The organism is Nocardiopsis ansamitocini (assembly GCF_030268225.1).
In the GTDB taxonomy this organism is placed as follows: domain Bacteria; phylum Actinomycetota; class Actinomycetes; order Streptosporangiales; family Streptosporangiaceae; genus Nocardiopsis_D; species Nocardiopsis_D ansamitocini.
Map to the genome: position 1 here is coordinate 282,452 of NZ_BSQG01000003.1, position 16,172 is coordinate 298,623.

At 69.7% G+C, this 16,172-nt stretch carries 14 protein-coding genes and 1 tRNA gene; 9 read left to right on the plus strand and 6 right to left on the minus strand.

Going from position 1 to position 16,172, the window contains the following annotated elements; genetic code table 11:
* Nucleotides 1-108 precede the first annotated feature (108 nt).
* The 6 genes from QSJ59_RS10975 (at nucleotide 109) to QSJ59_RS11000 (ending at nucleotide 5,667) form a co-directional block, all read left to right on the plus strand.
* Entirely contained in the window at nucleotides 109-1,386 is a 1,278-nt protein-coding gene (locus QSJ59_RS10975; protein ID WP_285759181.1) for a flavin-containing monooxygenase, read from the plus strand.
* A gap of 2 nt (nucleotides 1,387-1,388) precedes the next feature.
* On the plus strand, nucleotides 1,389-1,811 hold the full coding sequence (locus QSJ59_RS10980) for a RidA family protein (protein WP_285759183.1): 423 nt from the start codon (nucleotides 1,389-1,391) through the stop codon (nucleotides 1,809-1,811).
* On the plus strand, nucleotides 1,808-2,476 hold the full coding sequence (locus QSJ59_RS10985) for a DUF1028 domain-containing protein (protein ID WP_285759184.1): 669 nt from the start codon (nucleotides 1,808-1,810) through the stop codon (nucleotides 2,474-2,476). The genes QSJ59_RS10980 and QSJ59_RS10985 overlap by 4 nt, the downstream gene beginning before the upstream one ends.
* Nucleotides 2,466-3,644 (plus strand): M20 family metallopeptidase, encoded by a 1,179-nt coding sequence (locus tag QSJ59_RS10990; RefSeq protein WP_285759185.1) that lies wholly within the window; start codon nucleotides 2,466-2,468, stop codon nucleotides 3,642-3,644. The genes QSJ59_RS10985 and QSJ59_RS10990 overlap by 11 nt, the downstream gene beginning before the upstream one ends.
* Nucleotides 3,641-5,065 carry an aspartate ammonia-lyase gene (locus QSJ59_RS10995; RefSeq protein ID WP_285759186.1) on the plus strand — a complete coding sequence of 475 codons (1,425 nt, stop codon included), beginning with the start codon at nucleotides 3,641-3,643 and terminating at the stop codon, nucleotides 5,063-5,065. Before QSJ59_RS10990 ends, QSJ59_RS10995 begins: the two co-directional genes overlap by 4 nt.
* 104 nt (nucleotides 5,066-5,169) lie before the next feature.
* Nucleotides 5,170-5,667, plus strand: coding sequence for a GNAT family N-acetyltransferase (locus tag QSJ59_RS11000; RefSeq protein WP_285759187.1), 498 nt, complete (start codon nucleotides 5,170-5,172; stop codon nucleotides 5,665-5,667).
* Between the two features lie 128 nt (nucleotides 5,668-5,795).
* Here the strand turns inward: QSJ59_RS11000 and QSJ59_RS11005 are convergent, their stop codons facing one another.
* Both QSJ59_RS11005 and QSJ59_RS11010 read right to left on the minus strand, forming a co-directional pair.
* Nucleotides 5,796-6,125, minus strand: coding sequence for a nuclear transport factor 2 family protein (locus tag QSJ59_RS11005; protein ID WP_285759188.1), 330 nt, complete (start codon nucleotides 6,123-6,125; stop codon nucleotides 5,796-5,798).
* A gap of 32 nt (nucleotides 6,126-6,157) precedes the next feature.
* The gene (locus tag QSJ59_RS11010; protein ID WP_285759189.1) at nucleotides 6,158-6,913 is read right to left on the minus strand and encodes an SDR family oxidoreductase; all 756 of its coding nucleotides are present in this window, start codon (nucleotides 6,911-6,913) and stop codon (nucleotides 6,158-6,160) included.
* 66 nt (nucleotides 6,914-6,979) lie between these two features.
* Here QSJ59_RS11010 and QSJ59_RS11015 point away from each other — a divergent pair, with 66 nt between their 5' ends.
* Nucleotides 6,980-7,687 carry a TetR/AcrR family transcriptional regulator gene (locus QSJ59_RS11015; protein ID WP_285759190.1) on the plus strand — a complete coding sequence of 236 codons (708 nt, stop codon included), beginning with the start codon at nucleotides 6,980-6,982 and terminating at the stop codon, nucleotides 7,685-7,687.
* Between the two features lie 213 nt (nucleotides 7,688-7,900).
* Here the strand turns inward: QSJ59_RS11015 and QSJ59_RS11020 are convergent, their stop codons facing one another.
* Both QSJ59_RS11020 and QSJ59_RS11025 read right to left on the minus strand, forming a co-directional pair.
* Nucleotides 7,901-9,022: a YncE family protein gene (locus tag QSJ59_RS11020; RefSeq protein ID WP_285759191.1), complete on the minus strand. Its 1,122-nt coding sequence runs from the start codon at nucleotides 9,020-9,022 to the stop codon at nucleotides 7,901-7,903.
* A 961-nt stretch (nucleotides 9,023-9,983) separates the two neighbouring features.
* A tRNA-Arg gene (locus QSJ59_RS11025) sits at nucleotides 9,984-10,059 on the minus strand.
* Nucleotides 10,060-10,695: 636 nt separating this feature from the next.
* Here QSJ59_RS11025 and QSJ59_RS11030 point away from each other — a divergent pair.
* Nucleotides 10,696-11,649: a cobalamin biosynthesis protein gene (locus QSJ59_RS11030; RefSeq protein ID WP_285759192.1), complete on the plus strand. Its 954-nt coding sequence runs from the start codon at nucleotides 10,696-10,698 to the stop codon at nucleotides 11,647-11,649.
* A gap of 12 nt (nucleotides 11,650-11,661) precedes the next feature.
* Here the strand turns inward: QSJ59_RS11030 and QSJ59_RS11035 are convergent, their stop codons facing one another.
* Entirely contained in the window at nucleotides 11,662-13,386 is a 1,725-nt protein-coding gene (locus QSJ59_RS11035) for a serine/threonine-protein kinase (RefSeq protein WP_285759194.1), read from the minus strand.
* Between the two features lie 208 nt (nucleotides 13,387-13,594).
* Between QSJ59_RS11035 and QSJ59_RS11040 the strand changes: the two genes are divergently transcribed.
* Complete coding sequence (locus QSJ59_RS11040; RefSeq protein ID WP_285759196.1) at nucleotides 13,595-15,124, plus strand: cobyric acid synthase; 1,530 nt, start codon at nucleotides 13,595-13,597, stop codon at nucleotides 15,122-15,124.
* Nucleotides 15,125-15,183: 59 nt separating this feature from the next.
* Here QSJ59_RS11040 and QSJ59_RS11045 read toward each other — a convergent pair whose 3' ends face one another.
* Nucleotides 15,184-16,170, minus strand: a complete 987-nt coding sequence (locus tag QSJ59_RS11045; RefSeq protein WP_285759198.1) for a glycine betaine ABC transporter substrate-binding protein — start codon at nucleotides 16,168-16,170, stop codon at nucleotides 15,184-15,186.
* Nucleotides 16,171-16,172: the final 2 nt, after the last annotated feature.

The window sequence follows — 16,172 nt, forward strand, 5'->3', positions numbered from 1 at the left end:
CCGCGGACACCACCCGTACGCGGTGACGGAACCCGCCGGCAAAGCACGCAGGGCGTGAGCACCGCCGCTGCGCAACCACACGCGCTCATCGACCCCTGGAGGTTCCGGATGTCAGTTCAAGAGATCGAGGTCGTCGTCGTCGGAGGAGGGCAGGCCGGGATCGCGATGAGCGAGCACCTCGGCGACCGCAAAGTGCCGCACGTCGTCCTGGAGAGGAACCGGATCGCCGAACGCTGGCGCTCGGAACGATGGGATTCGCTGGTCACGAACGGGCCGGTCTGGCACGACCGGTTCCCCGGACTCGAATTCACGGGCCTGGACCCCGAGGACTTCGCCTCGAAGGAACAGGTGGCCGAGTACCTGGCCACCTACGCCGAGAAGATCGGCGCACCGGTTCGCTGCGGTGTCGAGGTGACCTCCGTGCGCAAGCACGCCGGCCGGAGGGGGTTTCGGGTGCGGACCTCGGAGGGGGACTTCGACGCCCGCTACGTGGTGGCCGCCACCGGCCCGTTCCAGCGGCCGGTCGTCCCCCCGATCGTCCCTGAGGACGCGGGGCTGGTCCAGCTCCACTCCAGCGCCTACCGCAACCCCGCGCAACTGCCCGAGGGGGCCGTCCTCGTGGTCGGATCGGGCTCGTCGGGGGTCCAGATCGCCGACGAACTCCGTGCCTCCGGCCGACAGGTATACCTCTCCGTGGGGCCGCACGACCGCCCGCCGCGCAGCTACCGGGGGCACGACTTCGTCTGGTGGCTGGGCGTCCTCGGCAAATGGGAGGCGTCGGCGCCTCCGCAGGGCGCCGAGCACGTCACGATCGCGGTCAGCGGTGCGCACGGCGGCCACACCGTGGACTTCCGTGCCCTGGCCGAACGCGGCATCACCCTGGTCGGCCGGACGGAGTCCTTCGACGCCGGGACCATGCGCTTCGCCTCCGACCTGCGGGACAACATCGCCTTGGGCGACGCCAACTACCTGTCGTTGCTGGACGAGGCCGACGCCTACGTCGAGCGCAACGGCCTCGACCTCCCGGAAGAGCCGCAGGCCCGGGTGCTGGGCGCGTACCCGGAGTCGGTGACCGACCCCGTCCTCGAACTCGACCTCGCCGCCGCCGGGATCACGTCCGTCCTCTGGGCGACCGGTTTCACCGCCGACTACGACTGGCTGGAGGTGGACGCCTTCGGTGATGACGGCAGACCCAGGCACCAGCGCGGGGTCTCCTCCGAGCCCGGCGTCTACTTCATGGGGCTGCCGTGGCAGTCCCGACGCGGTTCCAGCTTCATCTGGGGGGCCTGGCACGACGCCAAATACGTGGCCGACCAGATCTCGATCCAGCGCGGCTACATGGAACACAACGACTCGAACCCACGTCCGTCCCACGCCCAGGGGTAATCATGACCACGCACACGCGTATCCGCACGTTCAACACCAAGGACACCTACCCGGAGCAGAACCTCGACAACGACCTGTGCCAGGCGGTGGTGGCGGGAGGAGTCGTGTACCTGCGCGGCCAGATCGGCCAGGACCTGGACACCCGGGAGTCCGTGGGCGTCGGCGACGTCCGCGCGCAGACCGAGAAGGCCATGGCCAACATCGACCTCCTGCTCAAGGAGGCGGGGAGTGACTTGCGGGACATCGTCAAGGTGACGATCTACCTCGTCGACCCGCGCTACCGCGAGGATGTCTACCGCGAGGTGGGGCGCTGGCTGAAGGGGGTCTACCCGGTCTCCACGGGTATCGTCGTCCAGGCCCTGGCCCGGCCCGAGTGGCTCGTGGAGATCGACGCGACGGCCGTGATCTCAGGAGGCGGAAAGTGACCTTCTCCATCGCAGCCCACCACGGGGGCAGATTCGGCATCGCCGCCGCCTCGTCCTCGCCCGCCGTCGCCGCGCGGGTCGTCCACCTGCGCGACTCCGTCGGCGCGGTCGCCTCACAGAACATCACCGACCCGCGTCTGGGGGCGGTGCTGCTGGACCGGCTCGCCGCGGGCCAGAGCCCGCGGGAGGCGCTCGACTCCGTGGTCGGCAGCGAGCCGAGCGCGGAGTACCGGCAGCTCACCGTGGTGGACGCCTCCGGTGCCGCGGCCACGTTCAGCGGAGGCCGCACCCTCGGCGTCCACGCAGAGGCCAGCGGGCCGCACTGCGCTGCGGCCGGGAACATGCTCTCGGACCCCGGCGTTCCCGCCGCCATGTGCGACGCCTTCGACTCGGCCGCGGGAGAGCTGGAGGAACGCCTCCTCGCAGCTCTCGCCGCCGGCCTCGCGGCCGGGGGCGAGGCCGGGCCGGTGTACTCCGCCGGGCTGGCCACCGTGTCCGCGAACGGCTGGCGCGACACCGACCTGCGCGTCGACTGGCAGGAGAACCCGATCGAGGCGCTGGGAGGACTGCTCGAAATCTGGCTCCCGCAGCGGGACGACTACGTTCGGCGCGGCCTGGAACCGGCCGCCGCACCGGGATACGGGGTGCCGGGCGATGACCGTTGACCCCAGCGGGCTGCCGGGCGTCTCGGACCACCTGGAACGCCTGATCGCCTACTCCGAGACGTTGCACGCCCATCCGGAGACCGCCTGGGAGGAGCACCGCGCCGCGCGGTGGACGGCGGACCTGCTGGAGGAGTTCGGGTTCGCCGTCGAGACCGCCTACCTCGGCTTCCCCACCGCACTGCACGCCTCCTTCGGTTCGGGACGGCGCCGGGTCGGCCTCGTCGTCGAGTACGACGCGCTGCCCGGCCTGGGCCACGCCTGCGGGCACAACCTGATCGCCGCGATGTCGGCGGGCGCGGCGATCGCGCTCCGCCCGTGGGCGGACCAACTCGACCTGCGCGTCGACGTGATCGCCACCCCGGCCGAGGAGGGCGGCGGGGGCAAGATCGAGCTGCTCGACGCGGGGGCCTTCCGGGATCTGGACCTGGCACTGATGGCCCACCCCGGCCCCGTCGACGCCCCGCGGGCCGAGCCCTACGCCGTCGCCCACGACCACGTCCGCTTCACCGGTCGGTCGGCACACGCCGCCGCCTATCCCCACGAGGGCCGCAACGCCAACGACGCCTTCGTCGTCGCACAAGTGGCCCTCGGCCTGCTGCGCCAGCAGCTCCCGCCGGGGACCCGCGTCCACGGAATCCAGACGGTTGGGGGCCAGGCGCCCAACGCCATCCCCGGCTTCACCGAGGGCCGCTGGTACACCCGGGCCGAGAGCCTGGCCCAGTTGGAACCGTTGCGCCGACGGGTGGAGCAGTGCTTCGAGGCGGGGGCACTCGCGACGGACACCGCGATGGAGTTCACACCGGAGTCGCAGCCCTACTCCGAGTTCCGTACGGACGAGCGGGCCCTGGAGATCTACACGCGGCACGCCCTCGACCTGGGGCGGCGCTTCGACGCGCCCGTGGAGCAGCAGACGATGAACCGCGCCTCGACCGACATGGGCAACGTCTCCCAGCACGTGCCGGCCATCCACCCCTACATCGGTCTGGACTGCTTCCCCGTCAGCAACCACCAGCCCGAGTTCGCCGCGGTCTGCGTGGGGGACGCCGCCAACCGGGTCATCGCCGACGGCGCCACACTGCTCGCGCGCACGGCGCACGAGTACTTCGCCCGCGAGTCCGAAGCCGGTGCCGCCGGCCCGTGGCCGCGTTCGACGAAGGGACCGGCATGAGCGCGGACACCACCGAGGGGAGGACGAGGACGGAGACCGACTCGCTCGGTGAGGTGACCCTCCCCGCGGACGCGCTCTGGGGGATCAACACCGCGCGGGCCATGGCGAACTTCCCCGTCACCGGCCGGCCCTGCGGCGATCTGCGCGATCTCGTGTGGGCCTACGGTGCGGTCAAGCTCGCCGCGTGCCGGGCCAACGCCGCGCAGGGGCTGCTGGACCCGGCCCAGGGGCGGGCGATCGCCGAGGCCTGCCGCGAGCTCATGCGGGGCGACCTCGACCAGGAGATCCTCGTCGACCGGGTCCAGGGCGGTGCCGGGACCAGCACCAACATGAACGTGAACGAGGTTCTGGCCAACCGGGCCCTGCGGCTGCTCGGCATCGCGCCGGGAACGCACGCGGTGATCGACCCGCTGGACCACGTCAACCGCAGCCAGAGCACCAACGACACCTATCCCACCGCGGTCAGGCTGGCGCTCCACCGCGGCGTCGAGCGCCTCCTGCCGGCGCTCGGCAGGCTCGCCGCCGAGTTCGACGCCCGCTCGGCGGACTTCCGCGACATCGTGAAGATCGGCCGCACGCAGTTGCAGGACGCGGTGCCGATGACCCTGGGGCAGGAGTTCGCGGCCTTCGCGGAGACGGTGCGGGAGGACGCCGCCCGGCTGGAGGAGTTCCTGCCCCACCTGCGCGAGGTCAACCTCGGCGCCACGGCCATCGGTACCGGCATCACCGCTCCCGCCGGATACCGGCGAAGCGTGGTGGCCGAGCTCAGCGAGGTCACGGGGTACCCGCTGACCCCGGCGAACGATCTGATCGAGGCGACCTCCGACACCGGTGTGTTCGTACTGGCCTCCGGGCTTCTCAAACGCTGCGCGGTCAAACTGTCGAAGATCAGCAGCGACCTCAGGCTCCTGGCCTCCGGTCCGCAGGCGGGGCTGCGGGAGATCGTGCTCCCGGCGGTGCAGGCGGGCTCGTCGATCATGCCGGGGAAGGTCAACCCCGTCATCCCGGAGACTGTGAACCAGGTGGCGTTCCTGGTCGTCGGCGCCGACGCGACCGTGACCATGGCGGCCGAGGCAGGACAGTTGCAGCTCAACGCCTTCGGACCGGTCATCGCCTCGTCCCTCCTGGACTCGGTCGCCCTGCTGACGAGCGCCGCTGACCTGCTCACCGAGCGCTGCGTGAGCGGCATCCACGCCGACGGCGCGTCCATCACCGCGCGGACCAGGGACAGCCTCGCCGTCGCGACCGGCCTCGTCCCCCTCCTCGGGTACGCGTCCACGGCAGCCCTCGTGAAGGAGGCGCTGAACGGCCACCGGACACTGGCCGAGCTGGTCCTGGAACGGGGGCTGCTCGACGAGGGGCAGCTCGACGCCGCGCTGGCGCCGGAGAAGCTGACCGGTGAGGGCGCCGCCGTTCGCTAGCGCCGCGTCGGGCGGCGTTCGCCTCGGATAGGCGGGGCGGGCGCATCCCATTGAGGCAGGGCGGCCGTCCGGTTATGTCGGTGCCGGAGCGTATCGTCCGAGCCATGAACACCCTTCGCCTCGAATCCTGGTCCGAGACAGGCCTGCAGATCCTGCGACGCCAGAACACCCCCGAGATGACCGAGCAGCTCGGGGGACCCGAGACCGAGCAGACGGTCCTCGACCGCCATCAGCGCTACCTGCGTCTTGACAGCGGCGAGATGCTGATGGTCCACCTCGGTGAAGTGGCGATCGGTTCGGTCGGGTACTGGGAACGGGAGTGGGACGGTGCGGACGTGTACGAGACCGGATACGCGATCTTCCCGGAGTTCGGCGGTCGCGGATACGCAGCCGAGGCCCTGCGGCTGGCCGCGGGCCGGGCGGCGGCGCGCGGCGCACGGCGTTACCTGCACGCGTTCCCCCACGTGAGCCACGCGGCGTCGAACGCGGTGTGCCGCAAGGCCGGGTTCGAGCTGTTGGGCGAGGTCTCTTTCGAATACCCCAAGGGCACCTGGGAGCAGTCCAACGACTGGCGGCTCGACCTGAGTGCCCTGGGCGTCTGACGGCACCGGTCGGACAGGTGCACGAAGCCGTTTCGGCGGTCGGGCGACGGGCCGGCTACCGCGTCAGGCGGCGCCGGCCCTGTCATCGCGTCGCCTTCCAGCACCCCCGTGCCCGGAAGGAATCGGGGTCAGCCCCCGCGGATGGTCATTTTGGCGAGCTTGTGACCGGCGGTGGCGAAACTGAACACCGACCTGCCGTTGGCGTGGTCGCTACGCCAGTCACCGATGACGGTGACCTCATCGCCGGTTGCCGTGACCTCCTCGGGTGTGAGGGTGCCGTTGGAACCGATGAACTCCTTTTCGCTCCAGGCCGTGATCGCTTCGCGGCCGACGAAGAGGCGGCCCCAATCATCGACCGCCCCGTCGGGTGTGAAGGCGTCGAGAAACCCGGTCGCGTCGTGACGGTTGACGGTGTCGATGAACGAGGCGACGGGTTCGGGGATGTCCGGATCTGACATCAGTGCTCCCTGATTCGTGAGAACGGGGTGGATCAGCGGGTGGTGTAACCGCCGTTGGCGAAGATCGTCTGTCCGGTGATCCACCACCCCTCGGTGGCCAGGAAGCGCACGATCGGGGCGATGTCCTCGATCTGGGTCAGCTGGTTCCCCATGGCCTGGGACTTGTGGAACTCGACCCGTTCGGGGGTCTCCTGGCCGTAGAAGAACGGGGTGTCCATCGGCCCCGGGGCAATCGCGGTGACCGAGATGCCCCGCTCAGCGAACTCCTTGGCCGCGGCGCGGGTGAAGTGCTCCACCGGGCTCTTGCCGCCCGCGTACGTGGAGTAGCCGTCCGTGAAGGCCCCCAGCAGTGCGGTGACGATCGTGACGATCTTCCCGCCGTCGGCCAGGTGCAGGCCGGCCTCCTTGATGAAGAAGTAGGCGGCCTTGGAGTTGATGTCGAACATCGAGTCGTACTCGTCTTCGGTGGTCTCCGTGATCGGCTTGCGCAGCACCTTGCCCACTGTGTTCACCGCGACGTCGATCGGTCCGAGCGCCGTTGACGCATCGGCGAACAGCCTCCCGACGTTGACCGGCTTCGTCAGGTCTCCTTGCAGGAGGACTCCCTTGCCGCCCGCGGCCTCCACGTCCGCGAGGGTCGCCTCGGCCTCGGGGCGCGAGGACTCGGAGTTGTAGTGGATCGCCACGTTCGCCCCGGCGGCCGCTGTCTGACGGGCGATGAGCCCGCCGAGGTTTTTCCCTCCCCCGGCGATGAGAACGTTCTTGCCTTTGAGCGTGTGTTCGGCCATTGCCTCTCCTGGTCTCCTATCGCTGCTACGGAATTGCATATCAACGATATAAGATAATGTAGCAAAATGACAGAACCGACGCGCGGTGACACGCGGACACTGCTGCTGGGTGCGGCCGCCGCCCTCATCGCCGCTGACCCGGGCGAGGACTTCTCCCTGCGCGCGGTCTGCGACGCGGTCGGCGTAAAGATGCCGACCCTGTATCACTTCTTCGGCAGCAAACAAGGACTCATCGAGGCCGTTATCGAGCGCGGTTTCGACATGTACCTGGAGCAGAAGGCCTCCACCGAGTCCACTGGTGGTCCGATCCAAGACATCCGCGCCGGATGGGACACCCACGTCGCCTTCGGTATCGCCAACCCCGGCTTCTATACGCTCATGTACGGCAAGGTCCGGCCCGGGCACTCGCCGGCAGCGCAGTCACGGCCGAGCCGGATCCTCCAAGAGCTCATGCGCCGTGCCGAGGAGCAGGGCCGTCTGGTCGTACCCGCCGACCAGGCCGCCGCCCACGTCCTCGTTACCAACATCGGGGTCACACTCCGGCAGATCGTTCTCGGCGAGGAGGACCGTGCCCTGTCGATCGCCGTGCGCGAGGGGGCGATCGCCGCGATCACCGGAACCGTGCAGGTGACGGACAACCGTTCCGTGTCCGGCCGCGAAGTGATCGAGTACGCCGCCGCGCACCCCGACATCCTCGGTACCACCGAGACGGAGCTGCTCATCGAGTGGATCCGGCGGCTGCGGGATTCGGACCGGCACCGCCCTGCGAGCTGACCGCTCGCGGGGCGGTGCCGGTCGCTGACCCTCCCGGGTTTTTCCGGGGCGTCCCCGCCCGAGGCGGACGAAACCACCGCCGTGCTTTCACCCGGGGCCGTGGCCCGGGCGGGGGACGGGACTACCGCCCCTTCATACGGGCCTCTCATGGCAGGTCGCTCTCGTGTACGTGGTGGTCCACGCGCGCGTTGACACGGAGAGGGCGGGGTTCCGTCAGGCCAGTCGGGTGGCCCGAAGTCCGGCAAGGGGATACTCGTGGGGGAGTTCCGCCGGATCGCCGGGAACGGTGATCTGCACAGTGATGTGACGTGATTCGCCGGCCGGCAGGAGCTGGTCGCTCTGGGAGTCCAAGTACGCCTTGCCGCCCTCGTAGAGCACGTCTACACCCGAAGCCTCGACCTTGCTTCCCGGGAGCGTCGGCAGATCGAACGAGATCCGGAATTTGCGTACGTCGGCGTTCTTGCCGGGGCTGTTCTTCCCGGCGGAGGCGCTCAGCACCAGATCGAAGCTGTACACCCTGCCCTTGGGGTCGTAGCTTTCCCATGAGGTGGTGAACTTCTTCGTCACGGTGATCTCGTCGTAGCTGGGTTTGAGGGGCATCTGCGTGATCAGGCCCGCCCCGTTCATGACCTCCAGGCCGTCCACGGGGATCTTCCCGTTGCCGATGCGTTCGGCCTTGGCCGGGATCTCGCCGCCGCTCAGGTCCAGGTGGTTGACGTTGCCCGCAGAGTCCACCGCGTAGAAGTTGCCGACGGTGTCGAAGAACATCGCTGAGTAGGCGCGCCTGGACCCGGAGGAGGAGCTTGCTTCGGCGGGCCGGAATACGCCTGGTTTGAGTACGGTCTTCATGGGGTTCTTCTGCGGGTCCACGTTGAGGAGGTCGCCGTTGTCACCCTCCACTGAGATCAAACGGTGGTCCTTGGGATGCTGGGCGAAGTCGTCCCAACGACCGCCGCCAGGGGGGTTCCCAGCGGTCGCCGTTTTGTTCGCGACATCGATCGAGTAGCTGTGGCCTTGGGGGTCGCCCGCGACGAACAGGGTTTTTCCGTCCGTGCTCATGTCACCGTCGTACCAGGTGACGCCGGTCGGCAAGCCCTGGACGGGGTGTTGGGCGACTGTCCCGGCCTCGACGTCGATGACGACGAGGCCGCCCCCGCTGACCGCGAAGAGCAGCGGCTCTTTGCCGTCTTCCCTGTACTGCGCGCCCATGGCGGTGAAACCGCTCTTGTACGGGGCCACGTTATCGACCAGGCGTGTGTCGCCGTCGATCGGATCGAAGCGATAGATTCGGGTGTTCTTCCTGCCAACTGCGAGATACACCTTGCGGTGAGTCACCGAGAGACCTCCGAAGAAGGTGGGCGTTGCCTGTGCCAGGCCCCTGCCCGAGTCAAGGCTGCCCCGGCCAGGGCTAGCGATCCCGACGGGGTTATTACTCCGGATGTTCTCAGTGTCACCGTGAGTTACTGGTTGGTACTTTCGATTATGACGTGTATTACACCCAGGCGTGGGGCGGGGAGGGCGGGTTCTGCCCACCTGTGGACGGGGCGATTGCGTCGTTCGGGACGTGGTGGGGGCTTCGGTGCGGGTCGGGACCGTCTCCCGTCATCCACACGGAGCGGGCCATCGTTGGACCTGCGACAGTCATGTCCGGCCGGTTGGGCGGTGTTGCCGACGGCACGTGCGGCGGCCTGCTGATGGAGTGAACCCGCCACCGGCATCACCTTCGCCCCCGGCCCGCCGCGGCTGAAAAATCGGGGGTGAAGAGAACACGGCCTGCCGGAAAATTCCGCGCGGTGGAGCGACCGGATCCGGGCGGAGCTTGAACGAGGCCCCGCTCAGGGGAGACCCAGGTCCCGGTTTGGGGGTGCTGCCCCACGTCTTCGAAGCCGGGGCCCGCCCTTCCCGGTGCTTGCCGTTTAGAGGGCGGGGCGGCCGTCCTCGCATGTGGGGGACTGGTTCACCCGCGTTGCGCGTGCGGAGGGGAGCCCGCCCATCACGTTGCGCGGGCTCCGCTATGAGCCGGTCTCGATGGCGTCCGTGGCGGAGGTCGGGAGGTGGTCCCGGCCGAGCCGGGCCATTCCATCGCCCACTTCACCCAGGACGCCTACCAGGCGGTGTTCCCGGCCGAGACCACAACGCCCCTGCCACACAGGGCCGTGCCCGCCAGGGGCGGCCGGCGTATGACCGGCCCGGTGGGCCTGACGGTAGGGAGGGGCGCTCGGAGCCGCCCCGTCGTCACCCTTGGGGCGAGTAGGGTTTGAGATGGGTCCTCCGGCCCGTCTGACCTGGGGTTTTGTGGCGCACCCGGCAGGATTCGAACCTGCGACCATCGGATTAGAAGTCCGGTGCTCTATCCACTGAGCTACGGGTGCTCGGATTCAATTGTCCCGTGAGCCGGGAGCCCTTGGTTACCCTTTGACCTGGGGGTTCATGGATTGGTGTACGAACCGTGGTCGCTGTGGGGCGGGGGTGGCCCCATGGGGCGCACGGGGGTGGAGGGGCCGTGGGTGCTGCGGGGCCCTTGGGGCGACATTATAGAGGATTCTGTCCATGTCGCTCAGGCCCGGGCGAAATCGTATCAACTACTGCCATTCGTAGTTGCGTCTCGTTAGCACGCGCTCCCCATCAAACCGGCTGCTATGGCGTCGCCGAACACGTTACCCGTCATCAACGCCGGTAGTGGTGCGCGGAGATGGTGTTTCGCGAACTCGATCCCCCGCCCCACGGCTGTTTCCGCTGTTCCCTCACCAGGTCCAGTACTGTCCCAACCCGATGAGGATCTCGACGATCCAGGTCGTGCGCACGGTGCTCCCTCCTCTCCGGCCCGGTCGGGCGAACGGGGACGGCACGGAGGGGCCCGGTTGCCCTTGAGCATGGGCGGCAGTAAAACGCGAGGTCAATACGGTTGCCCGATTCTTGACCCCGTCCCGTCCACCGGTTGCCCCGTACGTATCGCGCACCCGGTCCGGCACGCCCCCCCGCGCGTGCGGTCGAACTAGGGTTGAGGGGTGAGGACACAGCACAGACGCGCCTCGGGCCGGTCGTGGGCATTGGGACTCGTGGCCGGAGCGGTACTCGACCGGCGGATACCCGATCCCGCACACCGTCATCCGGTGGCGATGTACGGCGACGCCGCCTCAGCCCTGGAACGCCGCCTCTACGCGCCCAGCCGTGTGCGCGGTGCGGTCTTCACCGTGCTGGCGGTGGCGCCGGTCGTGGCCGCCGGCGCGCTCGTGCAGAGCCGTGCAGGCACGGCTCGTACCGTCGCCGCCACCGCGGCCGCCGCCTGGATCACCCTCGGCGGGGCGATGTTGGGCCGCGAGGCGACCCGCATGGCCGAGGCGTTGGAGGACGACGACATCGAGGCCGCGCGCCAACGGCTGCCGAACCTGTGCGGACGGGACCCGGGCGGCATGGATGCGGGGGCGCTGGCCCGTGCGACCATCGAGTCGGTCGCGGAGAACACCTCCGACGCGGTGGTCGCCCCCTTGTTGTGGGGAGCGCTCCTGGGGCCGGCAGGTCTGCTGGGCTATCGCGCGGTCAACACCCTGGACGCGATGGTGGGTCACCGCTCCGCCCATTACGAGCGGTTCGGCTGGGCCTCGGCACGCCTGGACGACGTCGTCAACTGGGCGCCGGCCCGGCTCACCGCGCTGCTGGCGGTGGTGGCCGCCCCGGTGGCGCAAGGCGATCGCCGGGCCGCCTGGCAGACCCGTGCCCGCTACGGCGACCACCATCCCAGCCCCAACTCGGGTCAGTGCGAGGCGGCCTTCGCCGGGGCGCTGGGGATTCGACTGGGCGGGCGCAACGTCTACGGCGGCCGGGTCGAGCACCGCCCCGAACTGGGGCACGGCCGTGAACCGGCGGTCGCCGACATCCGTCGCGCGGTTCGGCTGGCCGGTGCGGTCAACACGGGGGCCGCGCTCGTGGCGGCGGCCCTCGCCTGGTCGCTGGACCGTTGACCTTTCCCCGGTTCAGTTCGGCGCGAACGACGCCAACGACTCCTCGCGGATGCCCTCCTGCTCGTCCCACGCCTCGGCGGGAGTGCCCCACGCCAGCGTGACGTACTGGCCCTCGGCCACGGTGATGTTGCGCGTCATGACGCGTCGGGAGCGTTCGCCGGAGTCGTAGGTGAACTCCCATTCGGCGACCGAGACGTAGCCCACCTGCTCGGTGACGTCCTCCAGGCGGATCTGCTCGTAGCCGGGGAAGCTCCCCGCGGTGAGGGCGTGGTGTTCGTTCTCCACCAGGTTCTGATACTGGTCGTCGGACTGGTTCGGCCGCTGGTCGATCTGCAGGTAACTGCCTCCTGGAGAGTCGAAGTAGACGCTGTCGCCCTGTACCCGCCGCTCCCACCCCTCCGGCACCACGATGGTGAACCCGGCGGGGTCCTGGACCATGCCGTCGGGGAGTTCGGCCCCGCTTTCGGCAAAATCCTCGGCGCCTGTGGGCCTGGCCGGTGCTTCCCCGCCCGCGTTGACCCCTTCGGAGCTGGTGTCCCCCAAGGCGCCGTCCTCCCCGGTGCCGTCCTCCCCGGAAATGAGGAAGAGCCCGCTCGCCAGTACCGCCACGAGCGCGGCCGCGCCCAGGACCGCGCCCAGGGCTCCCAGCAGCAGCGGCAAGGAGAACCGCGACGCCTTGGGGCCTGGCTGGTGGGGCTGGGGCCCGGTGTGCCGCCCGGGGGCCGTCGTCTCGGGCGGTCGGTGGTACTGCGGCCCGGTGGGGGAGCCACCGGTGGTCCCGGTTCCGCCCTGGGGTCGGACGTCCCGCTGGGCCGTCCACGGTTCCATGGTCCCGGGCAGGGGAGTGGTGCCCCAGGCCGGTGTCCCCGGGCCGGTCGGGGAGTGCGGCGTCCACGCGTGCTGGTGCGGTGCCATCGCGGCACCGAGAAGTCCCCGTGCCTCTTCCGCCCCCATGCGCCGGTTCGGGTCCTTGTCCAGGAGCCCTCGGACCGCCGCTGCGAGGGGAGGGGGGACATCGGCCCCCAACGGAGGCGGGTCCTCCCGACGCACCGCCAGCACCGTCCCTTCCAGGGATTGGCGGTGGAACGGTGAGATGCCCGTCAACGCCCCGTGCAGGGTCGCGCCCAGCGCCCACAGGTCCGAGGCCGTCGAGGCGGGTGCGAACGACAGCCGCTCCGGAGAGAGGTAGGCGGGCGAGCCGACCAACCCGTTGGTCTGGGTCAGGCTGCTGTCGCCCTCGATCACCGCGATGCCGAAGTCGGTCAGCACCGCCCGCCCGCTGTCGGTGACCATGATGTTGGCGGGTTTGACGTCACGGTGCAGGATGCCCAGTCCGTGCGCGGTGTGCAGGGCGTCCAGCACGCTGCTTCCCCAGGCCGCGACCTGGAGCGGTTGCTGCGGCCCGTCCTGGGTCATCGCCTGTTTCAAGGACCGGCCGGTCAGGAACTCCATCACGATCCACGGGCGGTCGTCGTCGTGGATCACGTCGTGGACGGTGACGATCGAGGGGTGCGCGCCCATCGCGGCGGCCTGCGCCTCGCGGCCCATGCGCAGGGACAGGCGTTCGCGCTCGGCGCCGTCCAAGCTCTCGGGAAGCAGGAGCTCCTTGAGCGCGACGGTCCGGTTGAGGCGACGGTCGTGGGCCCGCCACACCCGCCCCATCCCGCCACGGCCGAGTTCGGCACCCAGTAGGTAGCGGTCACAGACGAGCCGTTCCTCGTCGGGGGCTGTGGTCATGGGGTCCGCCAGTCCTGTGGAGGGGGTGGGGGGCACACGTGCGGAGCGTTCGGCACCGGGGCCGGGACCCCGCACCCGCACTGCGGGTGACGCCTCGGACGGTGATCCGGTTGTCCGGTTATATCGTGATGCATGTCGGGAGTGCCCTTCACGCGCCGGGGTCGCCGGTGGCCGTCGCATTCCCCCGGTGCGTTGAGGATGTGCGCAGATGATCGACCCGGAGCAGGCGGCTCCCGCGCTGCTGGTGGCCGGAACCACGTCCGACGCCGGCAAGAGCGTGCTCACCGCCGGGCTCTGCCGCTGGCTGGCCCGACAAGGGGTTCGGGTCGCGCCTTTCAAGGCCCAGAACATGTCGCTGAACTCCGTGGTGGCCCCTGACGGCGCCGAGATCGGTCGGGCCCAGGCCATGCAGGCGGCGGCCTGCGGGATCGAGCCCGGTTCCGCCATGAACCCGATCCTGCTCAAGCCGGGCAGCGACCGCAGCAGCCAGGTCATCGTGCGCGGTCGCGCGATCGGAGAGGCAGACGCCCTCACCTACCGCAGTTACACCGACCATCTGCGGAGGGTGTCGCTGGAGGCGCTCGCCGAACTGCGCGCCGACTACGACGTCGTCGTCTGCGAGGGCGCGGGCAGTCCTGCGGAGATCAACCTGCGTGCCGGCGATCTTGCGAACATGGGCCTGGCCCGGGCCGCCCGCCTTCCGGTGCTCGTCGTCGGCGACATCGACCGGGGCGGCGTGTTCGCCGCGCTGCACGGCACGCTGGCACTGCTGGAGCCCCGCGACCAGGCCCTCGTGGCGGGTTTCGTGATCAACAAGTTCCGTGGGGCCCGCGAGATCCTCGACCCGGGCCTGGACATGATCCGTGCGCTCACGGGGCGGCCCGTGTATGGGGTGCTGCCGTGGTTGGACGGGTTGTGGCTGGACGTCGAGGACTCCCTTGCACTGGGCGCCGACCGCGGTCCGGTCCGCGCGCCGGTGGGCGCGCGCTCGTTGCGGGTGGCGGTGGTGCGTCTGCCGCGGATCAGCAACTTCACCGACATCGACGCCCTGACGGTGGAGCCGGGGGTGGATGTGCGGTTCGTAACCTCCCCGCACGAGATCGCCGACGCCGATCTCGCCATCGTGCCGGGCAGTCGCGCCACGGTCGCCGATCTGGCATGGCTGCGCGAGCGCGGGCTGGCCGCGGCCGTCATCGACCGGGCGCGCCGTGGCGCCCCGGTGCTCGGGGTGTGCGGGGGATACCAGATGCTGGCCCGCAGTATCGACGACCGGGTGGAGTCGGGTGCCGGAACCGTCGCGGGTCTGGGCCTGTTGCCCACCCGGGTGGTCTTCGCCCAGGAGAAGACCCTGGGGCGTCCGTCGGGGATCGGGTACGGCCATCCGGTGCACGCCTACGCGATCCATCACGGTGCGGTCCACGCCGACCCCGACGCCCGCACCGAACCGTTCCTGGACGGTCACCTCTTCGGTGCGGTGTACGGCACCACCTGGCACGGGGCCTTGGAGAACGACGCCTTCCGGCGGGCCTTCCTCGCCGACGTCGCGGCGCGCGCGGGCCGCGACTTCACCTGTGCCCCCGACACCGACTTCGCCGCCGAGCGGACCCGTCGCCTGGACGCCCTGGGGGACCTGGTCGAACAGCATCTGGACACCGACGCACTCTGGCGCCTCCTGGAGCAGGGGCCGCCCCACGGTCTGCCGATCGTCCCCCCGGGAGGACCGGGCGGGGCGGCCTGAGCCCTGTGCACGCCGCGGGGCCCGACCGAAACGGTCGGGCCCCGCGGCGAGCCGGTCGGTCACAGCAGGCTGTCGGCCTCCTTGATGAAGCCTTCCGCGACCAGCCAGTCCATGGCCACATAGACGGGGTCCTCGCCCTCTTCGTCGGCCTTGGCGTTGAGCTGGGTGATCGTGTCGTTGTCGAGCTTTTCCGCGATGGGGGCGAAGATCTCCTCCAACTGCGGGTACTGCTCGGCGAAGTCCTGCTTGATGGTGATCGCCGGGTTGTAGATGGGGAACGCCTGGCGGTCGTCCTCCAGCAGGGTCAGCCCCAGCGCGTCGATCCGCCCGTCGGTGCTGTACGCCGAACCCAGGGTGCAGTCGCCGTTCTTGACGGCGGGATACACCACACCCGAGGACATCGTGGTGCTCTCGGAGGGGAACTCGTCCTCGGAGAGGTCGTAGTCCTTGTACAACGACACCAGGCCGTCGTCGCGGTTGGCGAACTCCACGTCCATGCACAGCGACCGCTCGGGCTCGGGGACGTTGCCGAGGTCGGAGATACCCTCCAGGTCGTACTCTTCGGCGGTCTCCGGCGTCACCACGATCGCGTAGGTGTTGTCCATCGGTGCCGGTGGGTCCAACCACACCATCTCGTTCTCTTCGAGGTCGAGATCGCGGATGGCCTCGTACTGCTCCCGGGGGTCCTTGATGACCTCGTTCTGGCCCTCGTAGATCAGCCACGCCGTGCCGGTGTACTCCCACATCAGGTCGTTCTCACCGATCAGCATCGACCGGCGCGCGTTGTCGCTGCCCTGGATGTTGGTCTGGTCGACGACCTCGAACCCGGCCGCGTCCAGTGCCAGCACGGCGATCTTGCCGAGGATGACCTGTTCGGTGAGCTCCTTGGAGGTCACCCGGACCTGCGCGCCCTCCAGTTCCGGGTAGGGCTGGATGGAGCCCGGTTCGATCGCGGGGATGAACCCGGAGGCCGCCTGGAGACCGCAGCCGGCGGTCAGTACGGTCAGGCCCGCGCCGGCGGCGATCAGCCGCGTGTGGCGACGCATCT

Bases quoted from the DNA above. Each gene is read 5' to 3' on its own strand.
- QSJ59_RS10975 (WP_285759181.1), top strand. From the start codon at position 109: ATGTCAGTTCAAGAGATCGAGGTCGTCGTCGTCGGAGGAGGGCAGGCC.
- QSJ59_RS10980 (WP_285759183.1), top strand. From the start codon at position 1,389: ATGACCACGCACACGCGTATCCGCACGTTCAACACCAAGGACACCTAC.
- QSJ59_RS10990 (WP_285759185.1), top strand. From the start codon at position 2,466: ATGACCGTTGACCCCAGCGGGCTGCCGGGCGTCTCGGACCACCTGGAA.
- QSJ59_RS10995 (WP_285759186.1), top strand. From the start codon at position 3,641: ATGAGCGCGGACACCACCGAGGGGAGGACGAGGACGGAGACCGACTCG.
- QSJ59_RS11000 (WP_285759187.1), top strand. From the start codon at position 5,170: ATGAACACCCTTCGCCTCGAATCCTGGTCCGAGACAGGCCTGCAGATC.
- QSJ59_RS11005 (WP_285759188.1), bottom strand. From the start codon at position 6,125: ATGTCAGATCCGGACATCCCCGAACCCGTCGCCTCGTTCATCGACACC.
- QSJ59_RS11010 (WP_285759189.1), bottom strand. From the start codon at position 6,913: ATGGCCGAACACACGCTCAAAGGCAAGAACGTTCTCATCGCCGGGGGA.
- QSJ59_RS11015 (WP_285759190.1), top strand. From the start codon at position 6,980: ATGACAGAACCGACGCGCGGTGACACGCGGACACTGCTGCTGGGTGCG.
- QSJ59_RS11035 (WP_285759194.1), bottom strand. From the start codon at position 13,386: ATGACCACAGCCCCCGACGAGGAACGGCTCGTCTGTGACCGCTACCTA.
- QSJ59_RS11040 (WP_285759196.1), top strand. From the start codon at position 13,595: ATGATCGACCCGGAGCAGGCGGCTCCCGCGCTGCTGGTGGCCGGAACC.
- QSJ59_RS11045 (WP_285759198.1), bottom strand. From the start codon at position 16,170: ATGCGTCGCCACACGCGGCTGATCGCCGCCGGCGCGGGCCTGACCGTA.